Below are 15,004 nucleotides of genomic sequence, written 5' to 3' on the forward strand. Positions count from 1 at the left end.
GCCTGGGTAAGCCTTGATCTGGGTCAACTGCACACATGGGTCCGCTCGACAGCCTCAACCATCTCCTCAATTTTCTGGCCCCCGCCTTCTGGATGGCCGTGGCCATGGCCGTGCTGGGGCGGCTGGTGCTGCGTGGGCGCGCTACGGGCCTGGGGCGGGGCATGCAATGGCTGTTGGATTTTGGTGTGTGCGCGCTGGTGTTGCTGGCGGGCCTGTGGTTGACGGGGCGCGACGGGAAGATGGCTACCTACGCGGCCCTGGTGCTGGCCTGCGCGACATCGCATGGACTGGGCCAACGCATCTGGCGTGCCTGAGCGCTTGAGCGCCTAAGCCTTCGGCGCAGTTGCCCCGCCGGGCAGGGTGTTAGTCTTTTGGTTCACCCCACCATAACAACCGGAGACACCCCATGAAGCCCCTTGCCGTCCTGCTGACCGTCGCAGCCCTGGCCTGCGCCACGGCTGCCACAGCCCAGACCTTTCCGACCAAGCCCATCCGCATCGTGGTGGGCTTCCCGGCCGGTGGCCCTCTGGACCAGCATGCGCGCCTGCTGTCTGACAAGCTGCAAACCGTGCTGGGCCAGCCCGTGGTGATGGACTACAAATCGGGCGCTGGGGGCACGGTGGGTGCACAAGAGGTGATGAAGTCACCGGCCGACGGGCACACCATCATGCTGGCCAACACGGGGGTGATGGTCATCAACCCTGCGCTGTACAGCAAGCTGTCTTAGAACCTGTTCAAAGTCTTTTTGGATATTGCATTGGAGTGCAATCGGGATGAGTGGATGCTTCGGATGCGCCGCATGGGCTCATGCCCATGCAAGCAGCCGGGGCGTCCAATCGCCCGATTTCACTCCAACCCTTCGGGCAAGTGTCTTGCCGGGCGGTCTGCGTTGTTGCACCGCTTGCCAATAGCACGAGCTATTGGCCGCGCGCTGCGCCTAGCAGCCCATCCCGGCAAGACACTTGTGCAACTCCAAAAAGACTTTGAACAGGTTCTTACGCCACGCTCAAAGACTTTGTGCCCGTGGCCCGCACGGCCATGCAGCCGCTGGCCTTGCTGGTCAACCCCAACGTGCCCGCCAAGAACCTGCAGGAGTTCATGGCCTACGCCAAGACACGCCCAGGCCAGGTCAACTTTGGCTCCGCAGGCAACGGCGGCATCAGCCATTTGGTGCCCGAGATGTTCAAGTCCGTCACGGGCCTGTTCATGGTGCACATCCCCTACCGTGGCAGCGCCCCCGCGTTCACCGACCTGATGGCCGGGCAGGTGCAGTTCATGGCCGAGAGCATTCCGCAGGCCGCCTCGTACCACAAGCAGGGCAAGGTGCGCGCCCTGGCCGTGACGAGCCGCGAGCGCAACCCAGCGTTGCCCGATGTGCCCACCGTGATCGAGAGCGGCATCAAGGGCTTTGAGGTGGTGGGGTTCTATGGCTGTTTGGCCCCTGCGGGCACGCCCAAGGAGGCGGTGAACAAGCTCAGCGATGCGTTCAAGCAGGTGCTGCAGATGCCCGACGTGAGGAACCGCATGGTCAGCCAGGGGGCCGATCCGGCCTTCATGGGCGCCGAGGATTTTGCGGCCTTCCTGGCCGCTGAGATGCCGCGCTGGGCCGAGGTGGTGAAGAAGTCAGGCGCGAAGCTCGATTGACCCCCTGAGGCGCTGCGCGCCTTCCCCCTTGAAGGGGGACGCCGCCGGTGGCCCGGCAAAGCCGGTTCCACGGTGGCGCTGGTTTGGAGTGGGGGCGTTCAGAGTGCCGCAGGCGAAAACAGGTCTACGCGGTCGGTGATGATGCCGTCGGTGCCGAGGTCGATCAGGCGCTGCGCGGCCCATTCGTCGTTGACGGTGTAGCTCAGGGTGCGCATGCCCAGGGCCTTGACCTGGGCGACCAGCGCTGCGTCCCACAGCGCGTGGTTGCACACGATGGCCACGCAGCCCAGGCGGCGGGCTTCGTCCAGGCAGCCGTCCCACAGTGCATCGATCAGCAGGGCGCGTGGAATGTGCGGGGCTGTGGCTTGCGCACCGGCCAGCGCCTCGGGCTTGAAGGACGAGAACAGCGGCGGCACGGCCTGGCCTTGCCACAGGCGCGCGACCGTCTCGCCCACCACGCGGCCGGTGCGTTCTTCATGGCCCGGTGTGGGCTTGATTTCGATGTTCAGAAAGTAGCCGTTGGCGATGCAAAAGCGGGCCAGCGCTTCCAGCGTAGGCACCGCCTCGCCCGCATAGGCGCGTGAGTGCCAGCGGCCTGCATCGAGCTGCGCCAGTGCGCCCAGGCTCAGGTCGCTGCCCGTGCCTTGGCCATTGGTGGTGCGCTCCAGCGTGGCGTCGTGCAGCAAGAAGGGCACGCCGTCGCTGCTCAACTTGGCGTCGCACTCGAACATGCGATAGCCGTGCTGCGCGCCCAGGCGGAAGGCGGCCATGGTGTTTTCAGGGGCCAGCTTGCCTGCGCCACGGTGGGCAATCCAGCGGGGGTAGGGCCAGGAGGGGGCGGTGATCGCTGTCATGGGCAAAGGGTGAAGCGTGGGGCTCAGGCGGGTTCGCCAAACTTGAGCAGGTTGCCGTGGGGGTCGATGACGTAGAACTCGCGCATGCCCCAGTCGCGCAGCTGCGGTGGCGCTACCCGCAGGCCACGCTGCGCAAAGTCGGCGTGCAGCGCGGCGGTGTCGCCCCGCACGTAGCACGAGGTGTTCTCAGCGATGTGGCGCTCGGTGCAGTGCCACAGGTGCAGCTCGCAGCCGTCGCGCGCCAGCATCAGGTAGTCGGCAGAGGCATGCAGGCAGTCAAAGCCCAGCCGTTCGGTGTAGAACAGCCGGGACTCTGCCAAGTCCAGCGATGCCAGCACCGGCACGGTGGCGTGGATGCCTGCCATGGGGGCTTTGGGCTCCGTGTGGGGGCTCAGAGCCGCTTGCCGGTTTCGGCGTTGAACCAGTGCAGGCGGTCTTCACGCGGGGCCACGCGGATGGTGTCGCCGGGCTTGGGCGAGGGGCGGCCCTCGTCAATGCGCACGATCATGTTGTCTTCACCCATGGAGGCGTACACCAGGCGCTCGGCACCCAGCAGCTCGATGGTGTCCACGCGCACTTCCCAGCCGTCGTTGCCAATGTCCATGTGCTCGGGGCGGATGCCCAGGATGGTGCCGGGCTTGCTGTTCGGTGCGTGCTTGAGCAGGTTCATCGGTGGCGAGCCGATGAAGCTGGCCACGAAGGTGGAGGCGGGCGTGTGGTAGACCTCTTCGGGCGTGCCGAACTGTTCCATGTTGCCTGCGTTCATCACGATCATGCGCTGGGCGAGCGTCATGGCTTCGACCTGGTCGTGCGTGACGAACAGGCTGGTGATGCCCAGCTCGCGGTGCAGCTTCTGGATCTCCAGGCGGGTTTGCGCGCGCAGCTTGGCGTCCAGATTGGACAGCGGCTCGTCAAACAGAAACACCTGGGGCTGGCGCACGATGGCGCGGCCCATGGCCACGCGCTGGCGCTGGCCGCCCGATAGCTCGCGCGGCTTGCGCTCGAGCAGGTGCGACAGCTCCAGGATCTTGGCGGCCTTGTCCACGCGGGCCTTGATTTCGTCCTTGGGCACCTTGGCGATCTTCAGGCCGTAGGCCATGTTCTCGTAGTTCGTCATGTGCGGGTACAGCGCGTAGTTCTGGAACACCATGGCGATGTCGCGCTGGGCGGGTTCCAGGTCGTTCACCACGCGGTTGCCAATGTGCAGCTCGCCGCCGGAGATTTCTTCCAGCCCGGCCACCATGCGCAGTAGCGTGGATTTGCCGCAGCCCGAGGGGCCGACGATGACGACGAATTCGCCGTCCTTGATTTCAGCGTTCACGCCATGGATGACCTGGTTGGCCTTGGGGCCGTGGCCATAGCGCTTGATGATGTTGCGAAGAGAGATGGATGCCATTTTGCTCTTAAATTAATAGCTGCTAGCGCTTGATTGGTAAGCGCTAGCGGCAGATTTTGTTTATTTTTCCGTGTCCACCAGGCCCTTGACGAACCAGCGCTGCATGAAGACCACCACCAGGGCGGGGGGCAGCATGGCCAAGAGGGCCGTGGCCATCACCACGTTCCATTCGTTGCCGGTGTCTCCGCCTGCAATCATGCGTTTGATGCCGATCACCACGGGGTACATGTCTTCCGAGGTGGTCACGAGCAGTGGCCACAGGTACTGGTTCCAGCCATAGATGAACTGGATCACGAACAGCGCCGCGATGGACGTGCGCGACAGCGGCACCAGGATGTCTTTGAAGAAACGCAGCGGGCCCGCACCGTCGATGCGCGCGGCTTCCACCAGCTCGTCCGGCACCGTCAGGAAGAACTGGCGGAACAGGAAGGTGGCCGTGGCCGAGGCAATCAGCGGCACCGTCAGGCCCGCATAGGTGTTGAGCATGCCCAGGTTGGACACCACCTGGTATGTGGGGCCAATGCGCACTTCCACGGGCAGCATCAGGGTGACGAAGATCAGCCAGAAGCAGATGCCCTTGAAGGGGAAGCGGAAGTACACGATGGCGAAGGCCGACAGCAGCGAGATGGCGATCTTGCCCACGGTGATGACCATGGCCGTCACGAAGCTCACCCACATCATGTGCGCCACCGGGGCGCTGGATCCGGGGCCCGTACCACCGCCGAACAGGGCGGTTTTGTAGGTCTCCCAGAAATTGCCGCCGGGCAGCATGGGCATGGGCACCTGCACGATGTCTTGCGCCGTGTGGGTGGATGCCACAAACGCCAGGTACAGCGGAAAGCCCACGATGATGACGCCCAGCACCATGATCAGGTGCGAGAACGCCTTTAAGAAAGGACTGCGTTCAACCATTTCAATACTGCACTTTCTTTTCAACGTAGCGGAACTGGATCACGGTGAGCACCACCACGATGGCCATCAGCACCACCGATTGCGCAGCCGATCCGCCCATGTCCATGGCCTTGAAGCCATCGTGATAGACCTTGTAGACCAGGATCGAGGTGTCCTGTCCAGGGCCGCCCTGCGTGGTGGAGTCCACGATGGCGAAGGTGTCGAAGAAGGCGTACACCACGTTGATCACCAGCAGGAAGAACGTGGTGGGCGACAGCAGCGGGAACTGGATGCTCCAGAACCGGCGCCAAGGGCCTGCACCGTCAATGGCAGCGGCCTCGATCAGCGATTTGGGGATGGATTGCAGGCCCGCCAGGAAGAACAGGAAGTTGTAGGAGATCTGCTTCCACACCGCCGCAATCACGATCAGCGTCATGGCGTGGTCGGAGTTCAGCAAGTGGTTCCAGTCCATCCCTGACTTGCGCAGCAAATACGCCACCACCCCCAGCGAGGGCGAGAACATGAACATCCACAGCACGCCCGCCACGGCAGGGGCCACGGCGTAGGGCAGCAGCAGCGCGGTTTTGTACACCAGCGCGCCGCGCACGATGCGGTCGGCAAAGATCGCCAGCACCAGCGAGATGCTGATGCCTGACACCGCCACCGCGATGGAGAAGAAGGCCGTTGTCTTGAACGAGGCGAGGTAGCCCGGGTCTTCAAACAGGGTGCGGAAGTTGTCGAAGCCCACCCATTCGGTGGACATGCCAAAGGCATCCTGCATCTGGAACGACTGCACCAGGGCCTGGCCCGCCGGCCAGAAGAAAAAGATGCTGATCACGGCCAGCTGGGGGAGCAAAAGCACCCACGGCAGCCATGCAGAGCGAAATAGAACGCGTTTTTCCATAGGGTATCCGTCTGAACAAAACAGCCCGCAGCCCTTGCAAACCGGGGTTTGCGGGGGTGCGGGCCAACGATGAAGGCAAGGGATTCAGGCGCGGGCCTGGCTCCTTCGCCCCATCAAGGGGGTAGCGCTAACGCTTAGCGGTTGGCGCGGGCAAAGCGCGCCAGTTGCTCGTTGCCACGGGTCACGGCGTTGTCCAGAGCTTCCTTGGAAGTCTTCTTGCCGGACCAGATTTGCTCGGTTTCCTCGTCGATGATGGTGCGGATCTGGGCAAAGTTGCCCAGGCGAATGCCGCGCGACTTGTCGGTGGCCTTGCGGATCATCTGCGTCACGGCCACGTCGGTGCCGGGGTTCTTTTCATAGAAGCCCGAGGCCTCGGTCAGCTTGTAGGCCGCCGTGGTCACAGGCAGGTAGCCCGTGCGCTGGTGGCTGGCGGCTTGCACCTTGGTGTCGTTCAGGAAGTTCAGGAAGTCGGCCACGCCCTTGTACTCTTCAGACTTCTTGCCGGCCATGATCCACAGGCTGGCGCCACCAATGGCGGTGTTCTGCGGGGCACCCTTCACATCGGCGTAGTAGGGCAGGGCCGAGATGCCGTAGGCAAACTTGGCTTCCTTGGCCACGCGGGCGTACAGGCCCGACGAGCCGGTGATCATGGCGCACTCGCCCGATGGGAACGAGGCGTCGGCGGTGTTGCCACGGCCCTTGTACACAAAGCTGCCTTCCTTGGAGGCCTTGGCCAGGTTCTCAAAGTGGCGCACGTGCAGCGGGGTGTTGATTTGCAGCTGCGCGTCGGTGCCGTCAAAGCCGTTGTTCTTGCTGGCGAACAGCGTGTTGTGCCACAGCGAGAAGCTTTCGAGCTGCGTCCAGCTGATCCAGCTGGTGGTGAACGGGCAGCTGTGGCCGCTGGCCTTGAGCTTGGAGGCGGCTTCAAACACTTCAGGCCAGGTCTTGGGTGGCTTGTTGGCGTCCAGGCCGGCCTTCTTGAAGGCGTCCTTGTTGTAATAGAAGATGGTGGTGGAGCTGTTGAGCGGGTAGCTCAGCATCTGGCCATTGGGGGCGGTGTAGTAACCGGCCACGGCAGACACGTACTGGGTGGGGTCGAACTTGAAGCCACCGTCGGTCAGCACCTTGCCTGCCGGCACGATGGCGCCCTTGCTGGCCATCATGGTGGCGGTGCCCACTTCAAACACCTGGATGATGTGCGGTGCATTGCCTGCGCGGAAGGCGGCAATACCGGCTGTCATCGATTCGTCATACGTGCCTTTGTAGGTGGGCACGATCTTGTACTTGGTCTGGCTGGCGTTGTATTGCTTGGCCAGGTCGTTTACCCAGTCGCCCAACGCGGCGCTCATCGAATGCCACCACTGGATCTCGGTCTGGGCGTGCGCAGGAACGCAGGCGCCCAGGGCGATGGCGGCAGTCAGGGCCAGTTTCTTCAGTTGCATAAATGTTTCTCCAAGGATGGCGTTGGGCACAAAGCGGCCGATGCTAGGCGCGCTGTGTGTCAAACATGTGTCGTTGTCCCATGGTTGCCTGGGCACTCACAACGGTGAAAACCCGTTGCGGCCCTGGCGGTGTGTCCAATTGTGACGCTTGTGTGACTGTCTTGAGATGGATTTGCCCAGACTTGCAAGGTTTTGTGCATTGCACCATGCTTGTCGACCAGCCAGTGCGCGCTGCCCCAGCCACCCCAATTCACTCCACAGGGATTTTCATGACCACCAATTCGCTGGACAAAAGCAAGATCAAATTTTTGTTGCTCGAGGGCATCCACAGCTCTGCCGTAGAGATCCTTCGCGCCGCTGGCTACACCCAGATCGAAACCGTGTCTGGCGCGCTGCCGGACGATGAACTCCAGCGCAAGATCGCTGACGTGCACTTCCTCGGCATCCGTTCGCGCACGCAGCTCACCGAAGCCGTGTTTGCGCAGGCGCACAAGCTGGTGGCCGTGGGCTGCTTTTGCATTGGCACCAACCAGGTCGACCTGAATGCCGCGCGCGAGCGCGGCATCGCGGTGTTCAACGCGCCGTACTCCAACACCCGCTCCGTGGCCGAGCTGGTGCTGGCCGAAGCCATCTTGCTGCTGCGCGGCGTGCCCGAGAAAAGCGCCGTGGCCCACCGGGGCGGCTGGCTCAAGTCGGCCGACAACGCGTACGAGATCCGGGGCAAGACGCTGGGCATCGTGGGCTATGGCTCCATCGGCACGCAGCTGTCGGTGCTGGCCGAGGCCTTGGGCATGCAGGTGGCCTTCTTTGACGTGGTGAGCAAGCTGCCCTTGGGCAATGCGCGCCAGGTGCACAAGCTGCACGACCTGCTGGCGCAAAGCGACATCGTCAGCCTGCATGTGCCCGAGCTGCCCTCGACCGAAGGCATGATCGGCGCGGCTGAAATCGCCGCCATGAAGCCCGGTGGCATCCTCATCAACGCCGCGCGCGGCACGGTGGTCGATATTGACGCCCTGGCTGCAGCGCTGAAAGCCAAGAAGCTGCTGGGTGCAGCCATCGACGTGTTTCCTGTGGAGCCGCGCACCAACAAGGACGAGTTCCAGTCGCCCCTGCGCGGGCTGGACAACGTCATCCTTACACCCCACATCGGCGGCTCCACCATGGAGGCGCAGGCCAACATCGGCACCGAGGTGGCAGAAAAGCTGGTCAAGTACAGTGACAACGGCACCAGCACCTCGTCGGTCAACTTCCCGGAAGTGGCGCTGCCCGCCCACCCTGGCAAGCACCGCCTGCTGCACATCCACCGCAACGTGCCGGGCGTGCTGTCCGAGATCAACCGCATCTTCTCGGACAACCACATCAACATCGCAGCCCAGTACCTGCAGACCAACGAAAAGATTGGCTATGTGGTGATCGACATCGACGCGGCCTCGTCTCCGCTGGCGCTGGACAAGCTGGCGGGCGTGGCGGGCACCTTGCGCAGCCGGGTGCTGTTCTGAGCGTGCCCTGGGCGGGGGCAACGGTGGCCCAAGGTTAAAATCCGCGCCACCCCCAAGGCGCCGTCGCCGCAAACCGCTGGATTCGTCCGGTTTTGCGTGGCGGTGTCTTTCTCCCAGCCCCTTCAAGGCCGCCGCCCCGTCTGGCGTTGGCCTGCATGTGCAGCCCGGCCTCCGTGAGGGCCGTGGCGCGCACAAGCGCACAAAGGGGGCGATACACAAGGAATTTCCATGAGCCTCAAATGCGGCATCGTGGGCCTGCCCAATGTGGGCAAGTCCACCCTCTTCAACGCGCTGACCAAGGCGGGCATCGCCGCCGAGAACTACCCGTTCTGCACCATCGAGCCCAACACCGGCGTGGTGGAAGTGCCCGACCCGCGCCTGCAGCAACTGGCCCAGATCATCACTCCCGAGCGCATCGTGCCTGCCATCGTGGAGTTTGTGGACATTGCCGGCCTGGTGGCGGGCGCCAGCAAGGGCGAAGGCCTGGGCAACCAGTTCCTGGCCCACATCCGCGAGACCGACGCCATCGTCAACGTGGTGCGCTGCTTTGAAGACGACAACGTGATCCACGTCGCAGGCCGCGTGGACCCGATCGCCGACATCGAAGTCATCCAGACCGAGCTGTGCCTGGCCGACCTGTCCACCGTGGAAAAGGCGCTGAACCGCTACAGCAAGGCGGCCAAGTCGGGCAACGACAAGGAAGCCGCCAAGATCGTTGCGCTGCTCACGCCCATCCAGGCCGCGCTGGACCAAGGCAAGCCCGCCCGCACCGTGCCCGTGAGCAAGGAAGACGCACCGCTGCTCAAGCCGTTCTGCCTCATCACCGCCAAGCCCGCCATGTTTGTGGGCAACGTGAGTGAAGACGGCTTTGAGAACAACGCGCTGCTTGACCGCCTCAAGGAATACGCCGCGGCTCAGAACGCCCCCGTGGTCGCCATCTGCGCCAAGATGGAATCCGAAATGTCGGAAATGAGCGACGAAGACCGCGACATGTTCCTGGCCGAGATGGGCCAGGACGAACCCGGCCTGAACCGCCTGATCCGCGCGGGCTTCAAGCTGCTGGGCCTGCAAACCTACTTCACCGCTGGTGTGAAGGAAGTGCGCGCCTGGACCATCCGCGTGGGCGACACCGCTCCGCAAGCGGCTGGCGTGATCCACGGTGACTTTGAGCGCGGCTTCATCCGCGCCCAGACCATCGCGTTTGAAGACTTCATCCAATACAAGGGCGAGCAAGGCGCCAAGGATGCGGGCAAGATGCGCGCCGAAGGCAAGGAATACGTGGTCAAGGACGGCGATGTGTTGAACTTCTTGTTCAACGTCTAAGCGCTGCAAGGGGCGTTAAGCGTCTCTGCTGGCAGGCGTTTGAATCCCGCCAAGTACAAAGCCCCGCCGATGCGGGGCTTTGTACTTGTGGTGGCCGGCTTGGGTGTATCCAGGCGCGTTTCACACCATCCTGGCCTGATGGCGCCCGCAGGGACGTGTCGTCTTTTCTGGCGATAGCAGGGCAGGGTTTGAGATAAAAATGGGCTCTTCTAGCGAATGCTAGTGACGCTTTAGTTTCCCATGGCCGCCGCCAGCACCAGCGCGGGCTGCAGCCCCTTGGGGCCTGATCGGTCCAACAGCCTGAACCACCCCAAATACGAATCAAGGTACTTCGTCGCAATACCCTTGAATCGTTGCAGCCACCCTCGCAGCCTGCTGACATAGGCATTGACGTTCTGCACATGCCAGGGCCCCTTTACCCGTTGGCCTTTGCTCACGTTCACCGCTTGGTGCTGCACTCCCAGAGCCCGCGCAGCGCTGGCCAGCGTGACGCTGCCATCGGTGCACAGGATGGCGTCTGGCGCCAGCAAGGGCTTGAGCGCCGCTTGCACACTCACCGCTTGGTTTGTTTGCAAGATGAAGTTTGCCGTTGCTCCAGCTCGGTCTCGCGCCATCAGCACCGGGGTGTACTCCGAGCCCTTGCAGCCCGCCAGCGCCTTTCCACCACGTCTGCGAGGACGGCGCAGTAACCCCCTGTGTCCCTTGCAGGAGACCAGGAAGTAGGACTCATCTGCCTCGGCAATGCCCAGAAGTTGGCGTGCCTGCAGATTCTTGGGGCAGACCAGGAAGCGGTGGCGCCAGCGAAAGGCGGTGCTTTGCGCCACACCCAATCGCTGGGCTGTTTGGTTCAGTGAGAGCCCTTCGCCCAGGGCCTGTGCCTGGCCCATCCATTTATCCCGCAGATGCAGCCGCGCAAGCGGCGTACCCGTCAGGGCGTTGAAGGTGCGCTTGCACTGTCGGCACTTGAAGCGTTGCAGCCCATTGGCCGAGCCGTTCTTGACGAGCCGGGAGCTGGCGCAGTGTGGGCAAGCTCGGCCATCGCTGGCGTGCGCCTCAATGATGGCACTGGTTTGGCTGCGATCCATCAGCGCCTGCAGGCGGCTAGCCAGTTGCTGGCGCTGGTGGTGCGTCAGCTGGGGCAGGCTGTGGATCAAGCGCGTCATCTGTTGCTGTCGCATGGCCTTCTCCTGGGGCAGACGCTGGTGCGTCATGCTCAGGAGATGGGGGCGCAGCGCGCCTGTTAAAGATTCATCACTAGCATTCGCTAGAAGAGCCTAAAAATGGCCGCTAGCGCTTGCGGAATAAGCGCTGGCAGCTATTGAATAGATAGCGATTTGGCGATGCTGCGCGCCCAGGCCAGCCTTCCCAGCCCCTACAGCCCCTACAGCCCCACCTGCCCCGGCATAAAGTACAGCAGCACGCTGGTCATCACCAGATAGCGCAGGAACTTGCCCACCGCCATGTACGCCAGGCAGGGCCAAAAGGGCAGTTTGAGCCAGCCTGCCACGGCGCACAGCGGGTCGCCCACGCCGGGCAGCCAGCTCAGCAGGCAGGCGGGGGGGCCAAAGCGGCGCAGCCAGTTCAGGGCGCGCACCTCGGTGGCGCTGCCTCGGGCCCGGTCTACCGCCTTGTGGGCGCCCAGGCCCATCCACCAGCTTACGGCGCCGCCCAGTGTGTTGCCTATGGTGGCCACGGCAATGGCGGGCCAGAACAGGTCGGGGTTGAGCTTGATGAGCCCGAACACCGCAGGCTCTGACACCAGCGGCAGCAGCGTGGCCGAGAGGAACGTGACCACGAACACCGTGCTCAGCCCAAACTGCGGCAGGGCCAGCCATTGCAGCAACTGGTGCATCCATATTTCCATAGGCTGGGAGTGTAGGGGGCTGCTGCGGCGGCAACGTCCAGGGGCATCGGTGACCCTTGGGGCCTTCTGAAATATTCCGTTGCGTTTTTCATTTGCTGAAATTTTGAGCAGGTACAATCCTGCCTCCTTTTTCAGCATTCGCTGCCCAACCCCTCCCGCACACCCTATGCACATCGGCCAGTTTTCTTTGGCGAATCGCCTGTTCGTCGCCCCCATGGCGGGCGTGACGGACCGGCCTTTTCGCCAGCTGTGCAAGGCGCTGGGGGCGGGCTATGCGGTGAGTGAGATGGTGACCTCGCGCAAGGACTTGTGGAACAGCCTCAAGACCTCGCGCCGGGCCAACCACGAAGGGGAGCCGGGCCCCATTGCCGTGCAGATTGCCGGCACCGAGGCGCAGATGATGGCCGAGGCGGCGGTCTACAACGTAGAGCGCGGCGCGCAAATCATCGACATCAACATGGGCTGCCCGGCCAAGAAGGTGTGCAACAAGTGGGCGGGCTCCGCCCTGATGCAGGACGAGGCGCTGGCCGTGTCCATCGCCCAGGCGGTGGTCGAGGCGTGTGCGCCGTTCAACGTGCCCGTCACGCTGAAGATGCGCACCGGCTGGTGCCAGCAGCACAAGAACGCTGTATCCCTGGCGCGTCAGTTTGAATCCATCGGCATCCAGATGCTGACGGTGCACGGCCGCACGCGCGAGCAGGGCTACAAAGGCCAGGCCGAGTACGACACCATCGCTGCCGTGAAAGCTGCGGTGAAGGTGCCCGTGGTGGCCAACGGCGACATCACCTCGCCCGAAAAGGCACGCGATGTGCTGGCCGCTACGGGTGCCGACGCCATCATGATCGGCCGCGCGGCCCAGGGGCGGCCGTGGATCTTCCGCGAGATCGCCCACTTTCTGGACACAGGCGAGCACCTGGCCCCACCCCTGGTGGCCGAGGTGCGCCGCCTTCTGCTGGACCATTTGCACGACCATTACAGCCTGTATGGCGAGCTGACCGGCGTGCGCAGCGCCCGCAAGCACATTGCGTGGTACCTGCGCGCTCTGCCGGGTGGCGAGGCCTTCAGGCAGCACATCAATACGATAGAAGACAGCGCCACGCAGTGGCAGGCGGTGGCCGATTTTCTGGAAGCCCTGGGCACCCAGATGGACCGCATGCCCGCCGCCACGGCGGCGCTGGTTGAAGCAGAAGAACAAGAGGGATTGCCTGCATGAGCAAACAACACATAGAAGAGTGCGTCCGTGAAAGCCTTCAGGGCTACTTTCGCGACCTGGGCGGTGAAACGCCCGACGGCATGTACGACATGCTGGTGCGCGTGGTCGAAAAGCCGCTGCTGGAGGTGGTGATGAGCCACGCCGAGAACAACCAGTCCCGCGCGGCCGAATGGCTGGGCCTGAACCGCAACACCTTGCGCAAGAAGCTGGTGGAGCACAAACTGCTCTGAGCCGTACCCCAGGTGCCCTCAGGGTTGATTGCTATAAAAAATATAGCTTCTAGCGCTTATTGGATGAGCGCTAGAGCCCGATTTAACTTCAAACTTTACCTCCACCATGGCCATGAACGCACTCCTCTCCGTATCCGACAAGACCGGCATTGTTGACTTTGCCAAAGCCCTGCACGCGCTGGGCATCAAGCTGCTGTCCACCGGCGGCACCGCGCAGCTGCTGGCCAAAGAAGGCCTGCCCGTGACCGAGGTGGCCGAAGTCACCCAGTTCCCCGAAATGCTGGACGGCCGCGTGAAGACCCTGCACCCCAAGGTGCACGGTGGCCTGCTGGCCCGCCGCGAGCTGCCTGCCCACATGGCGGCCCTGAAGGAACACGGCATCGACACCATCGACCTGCTGGTGGTCAACCTCTACCCCTTTGAAGCCACCGTGGCCAAGGCCGGTTGCACGCTGGCCGACGCCATCGAGAACATCGACATCGGCGGCCCCGCCATGGTGCGCAGCGCTGCCAAGAACTGGGCCGACGTGGGCGTGATCACCGCCGCCGACCAATACGACGCCGTGCTGGCCGAGCTGAAGGCGAACGGCAAGCTGAGTGACAAACTGCGCTTCGCCCTGTCGGTGGCCGCGTTCAACCGCATCGCCCAGTACGACGGCGCCATCAGCGACTACCTCTCCTCCGTCACCTTCGACGAAGCCAAGCTGTCGGAAACCTACGTGCCCGAGCGCACGCAGTTCCCTGGCCAAAGCAACGGCGCCTTCATCAAGGTGCAAGACCTGCGCTATGGCGAAAACAGCCACCAACAAGCCGCGCTGTACCGCGACCTGCACCCCGCGCCCGGCTCGCTGGTCACTGGCGTGCAACTGCAAGGCAAAGAACTCTCCTACAACAACATCGCCGACGCCGATGCCGCGTGGGAATGCGTCAAGAGCTTTGACGCCGCTGCCTGCGTCATCGTCAAGCACGCCAACCCCTGCGGCGTGGCCGTGGGCCTGGACGCCCTGGACGCCTACAGCAAGGCCTTCCAGACCGACCCCACCAGCGCCTTCGGCGGCATCATCGCCTTTAACCGCGCGGTGGACGGCGCCGCCGCCGCCCAGGTCAGCAAGCAGTTTGTGGAAGTGCTGATGGCCCCCGACTTCACTGCCGAGGCACTGGAAATCTTCAAAGCCAAGGCCAATGTGCGCCTGCTCAAGATCGCGCTGCCCGCCCACGGCGGCACCACGCACTGGAGCCGTGGCCGCAACGCCATGGACGCCAAGCGCATCGGCTCGGGCCTGCTGCTGCAGTCGGCCGACAACCACGAGCTGTCGCTCATCGACCTGAAGGTGGTGACGCACAAGCAGCCGTCGCTGGAAGAAATGTCCGACCTGCTGTTTGCCTGGAAGGTGGCCAAGTACGTCAAGAGCAACGCCATCGTCTTCTGCAAGGGCGGCATGACCATGGGCGTGGGCGCAGGCCAGATGAGCCGCCTCGACTCGGCCCGCATCGCCAGCATCAAGGCCAGCCATGCCAACCTGTCGCTGCAAGGCACCGTGGTAGCCAGCGACGCCTTCTTCCCCTTCCGTGACGGCCTCGATGTGGTGGTGGATGCAGGCGCCACCTGCGTCATCCAGCCCGGCGGCTCCATGCGCGACCAGGAAGTGATTGACGCCGCCAACGAACGCGGTGTGGCCATGGTGTTCAGCGGCGTGCGCCACTTCCGCCATTGATCTGCGCACCGCAAAGCATCCCTGGATTGC

At 63.6% G+C, this 15,004-nt stretch carries 14 protein-coding genes and 2 pseudogenes; 8 read left to right on the top strand and 8 right to left on the bottom strand.

The features are described 5' to 3' along the window. The first annotated feature begins 35 nt into the window (after positions 1 to 35). The 3 genes and pseudogenes from CLU88_RS19790 to CLU88_RS19805 all read left to right on the top strand — a co-directional run. Entirely contained in the window at positions 36 to 314 is a 279-nt protein-coding gene (locus tag CLU88_RS19790) for a hypothetical protein (protein ID WP_099658067.1), read from the top strand. Between the two features lie 188 nt (positions 315 to 502). Then, positions 503 to 721, top strand: a pseudogene (locus CLU88_RS19795) (Bug family tripartite tricarboxylate transporter substrate binding protein); the annotation flags it as partial. A 272-nt stretch (positions 722 to 993) separates the two neighbouring features. Next, a pseudogene (locus CLU88_RS19805) lies at positions 994 to 1,644 on the top strand (Bug family tripartite tricarboxylate transporter substrate binding protein); the annotation flags it as partial. Positions 1,645 to 1,742: 98 nt separating this feature from the next. On the opposite strand, the gene ugpQ reads toward CLU88_RS19805, so the two are convergent. From ugpQ to ugpB, 6 genes are all read right to left on the bottom strand, one after another. After that, positions 1,743 to 2,498: a glycerophosphodiester phosphodiesterase gene (gene ugpQ / locus CLU88_RS19810; RefSeq protein ID WP_099658068.1), complete on the bottom strand. Its 756-nt coding sequence runs from the start codon at positions 2,496 to 2,498 to the stop codon at positions 1,743 to 1,745. Between the two features lie 23 nt (positions 2,499 to 2,521). Continuing rightward, positions 2,522 to 2,863, bottom strand: a complete 342-nt coding sequence (locus tag CLU88_RS19815; RefSeq protein ID WP_099658069.1) for a VOC family protein — start codon at positions 2,861 to 2,863, stop codon at positions 2,522 to 2,524. A gap of 26 nt (positions 2,864 to 2,889) precedes the next feature. Continuing rightward, positions 2,890 to 3,894, bottom strand: a complete 1,005-nt coding sequence (locus CLU88_RS19820; RefSeq protein ID WP_099658070.1) for a sn-glycerol-3-phosphate import ATP-binding protein UgpC — start codon at positions 3,892 to 3,894, stop codon at positions 2,890 to 2,892. Between the two features lie 60 nt (positions 3,895 to 3,954). Continuing rightward, on the bottom strand, positions 3,955 to 4,806 hold the full coding sequence (gene ugpE, locus CLU88_RS19825; RefSeq protein WP_099658071.1) for a sn-glycerol-3-phosphate ABC transporter permease UgpE: 852 nt from the start codon (positions 4,804 to 4,806) through the stop codon (positions 3,955 to 3,957). 1 nt (position 4,807) lies between these two features. Then, positions 4,808 to 5,689, bottom strand: a complete 882-nt coding sequence (gene ugpA / locus CLU88_RS19830; RefSeq protein WP_099658072.1) for a sn-glycerol-3-phosphate ABC transporter permease UgpA — start codon at positions 5,687 to 5,689, stop codon at positions 4,808 to 4,810. Between the two features lie 134 nt (positions 5,690 to 5,823). Then, positions 5,824 to 7,131 (bottom strand): sn-glycerol-3-phosphate ABC transporter substrate-binding protein UgpB, encoded by a 1,308-nt coding sequence (gene ugpB / locus CLU88_RS19835; protein ID WP_099658073.1) that lies wholly within the window; start codon positions 7,129 to 7,131, stop codon positions 5,824 to 5,826. Positions 7,132 to 7,400: 269 nt separating this feature from the next. On the opposite strand from ugpB, the gene serA reads away from it, so the two are divergent. Together serA and ychF are read left to right on the top strand one after the other, a co-directional pair. Beyond that, a complete protein-coding gene (gene serA, locus CLU88_RS19840) occupies positions 7,401 to 8,630 on the top strand; it encodes a phosphoglycerate dehydrogenase (RefSeq protein ID WP_099659026.1) in 1,230 nt (409 codons plus the stop codon). Between the two features lie 228 nt (positions 8,631 to 8,858). Continuing rightward, positions 8,859 to 9,953, top strand: coding sequence for a redox-regulated ATPase YchF (ychF, locus tag CLU88_RS19845; protein ID WP_099658074.1), 1,095 nt, complete (start codon positions 8,859 to 8,861; stop codon positions 9,951 to 9,953). Positions 9,954 to 10,183: 230 nt separating this feature from the next. Here the strand turns inward: ychF and CLU88_RS19850 are convergent, their stop codons facing one another. Together CLU88_RS19850 and CLU88_RS19855 are read right to left on the bottom strand one after the other, a co-directional pair. Continuing rightward, a complete protein-coding gene (locus tag CLU88_RS19850) occupies positions 10,184 to 11,131 on the bottom strand; it encodes an IS1595 family transposase (protein WP_099659027.1) in 948 nt (315 codons plus the stop codon). 203 nt (positions 11,132 to 11,334) lie between these two features. Beyond that, positions 11,335 to 11,817, bottom strand: coding sequence for a YqaA family protein (locus CLU88_RS19855; RefSeq protein ID WP_099658075.1), 483 nt, complete (start codon positions 11,815 to 11,817; stop codon positions 11,335 to 11,337). 166 nt (positions 11,818 to 11,983) lie between these two features. Between CLU88_RS19855 and dusB the strand changes: the two genes are divergently transcribed. The 3 genes from dusB (at position 11,984) to purH (ending at position 14,974) form a co-directional block, all read left to right on the top strand. Beyond that, positions 11,984 to 13,030, top strand: a complete 1,047-nt coding sequence (gene dusB, locus CLU88_RS19860; protein ID WP_099658076.1) for a tRNA dihydrouridine synthase DusB — start codon at positions 11,984 to 11,986, stop codon at positions 13,028 to 13,030. Continuing rightward, complete coding sequence (locus CLU88_RS19865) at positions 13,027 to 13,260, top strand: Fis family transcriptional regulator (RefSeq protein ID WP_099658077.1); 234 nt, start codon at positions 13,027 to 13,029, stop codon at positions 13,258 to 13,260. The genes dusB and CLU88_RS19865 overlap by 4 nt, the downstream gene beginning before the upstream one ends. 106 nt (positions 13,261 to 13,366) lie before the next feature. Continuing rightward, positions 13,367 to 14,974: a bifunctional phosphoribosylaminoimidazolecarboxamide formyltransferase/IMP cyclohydrolase gene (gene purH / locus CLU88_RS19870; RefSeq protein ID WP_199173480.1), complete on the top strand. Its 1,608-nt coding sequence runs from the start codon at positions 13,367 to 13,369 to the stop codon at positions 14,972 to 14,974. Positions 14,975 to 15,004 lie beyond the last annotated feature (30 nt).

The sequence above is a fragment of the Acidovorax sp. 56 genome (assembly GCF_002749705.1).
In the GTDB taxonomy this organism is placed as follows: domain Bacteria; phylum Pseudomonadota; class Gammaproteobacteria; order Burkholderiales; family Burkholderiaceae_C; genus Acidovorax.

What these genes read in the sequence shown, in the direction of transcription:
- ychF (WP_099658074.1), top strand. Translation starts at nt 8,859, where the DNA reads ATGAGCCTCAAATGCGGCATCGTGGGCCTGCCCAATGTGGGCAAGTCC.
- ugpE (WP_099658071.1), bottom strand. Translation starts at nt 4,806, where the DNA reads ATGGTTGAACGCAGTCCTTTCTTAAAGGCGTTCTCGCACCTGATCATG.
- CLU88_RS19855 (WP_099658075.1), bottom strand. Translation starts at nt 11,817, where the DNA reads ATGGAAATATGGATGCACCAGTTGCTGCAATGGCTGGCCCTGCCGCAG.
- CLU88_RS19865 (WP_099658077.1), top strand. Translation starts at nt 13,027, where the DNA reads ATGAGCAAACAACACATAGAAGAGTGCGTCCGTGAAAGCCTTCAGGGC.
- CLU88_RS19815 (WP_099658069.1), bottom strand. Translation starts at nt 2,863, where the DNA reads ATGGCAGGCATCCACGCCACCGTGCCGGTGCTGGCATCGCTGGACTTG.
- ugpA (WP_099658072.1), bottom strand. Translation starts at nt 5,689, where the DNA reads ATGGAAAAACGCGTTCTATTTCGCTCTGCATGGCTGCCGTGGGTGCTT.
- serA (WP_099659026.1), top strand. Translation starts at nt 7,401, where the DNA reads ATGACCACCAATTCGCTGGACAAAAGCAAGATCAAATTTTTGTTGCTC.
- purH (WP_199173480.1), top strand. Translation starts at nt 13,367, where the DNA reads ATGGCCATGAACGCACTCCTCTCCGTATCCGACAAGACCGGCATTGTT.
- CLU88_RS19820 (WP_099658070.1), bottom strand. Translation starts at nt 3,894, where the DNA reads ATGGCATCCATCTCTCTTCGCAACATCATCAAGCGCTATGGCCACGGC.
- CLU88_RS19790 (WP_099658067.1), top strand. Translation starts at nt 36, where the DNA reads ATGGGTCCGCTCGACAGCCTCAACCATCTCCTCAATTTTCTGGCCCCC.
- CLU88_RS19850 (WP_099659027.1), bottom strand. Translation starts at nt 11,131, where the DNA reads ATGCGACAGCAACAGATGACGCGCTTGATCCACAGCCTGCCCCAGCTG.
- ugpB (WP_099658073.1), bottom strand. Translation starts at nt 7,131, where the DNA reads ATGCAACTGAAGAAACTGGCCCTGACTGCCGCCATCGCCCTGGGCGCC.
- dusB (WP_099658076.1), top strand. Translation starts at nt 11,984, where the DNA reads ATGCACATCGGCCAGTTTTCTTTGGCGAATCGCCTGTTCGTCGCCCCC.
- ugpQ (WP_099658068.1), bottom strand. Translation starts at nt 2,498, where the DNA reads ATGACAGCGATCACCGCCCCCTCCTGGCCCTACCCCCGCTGGATTGCC.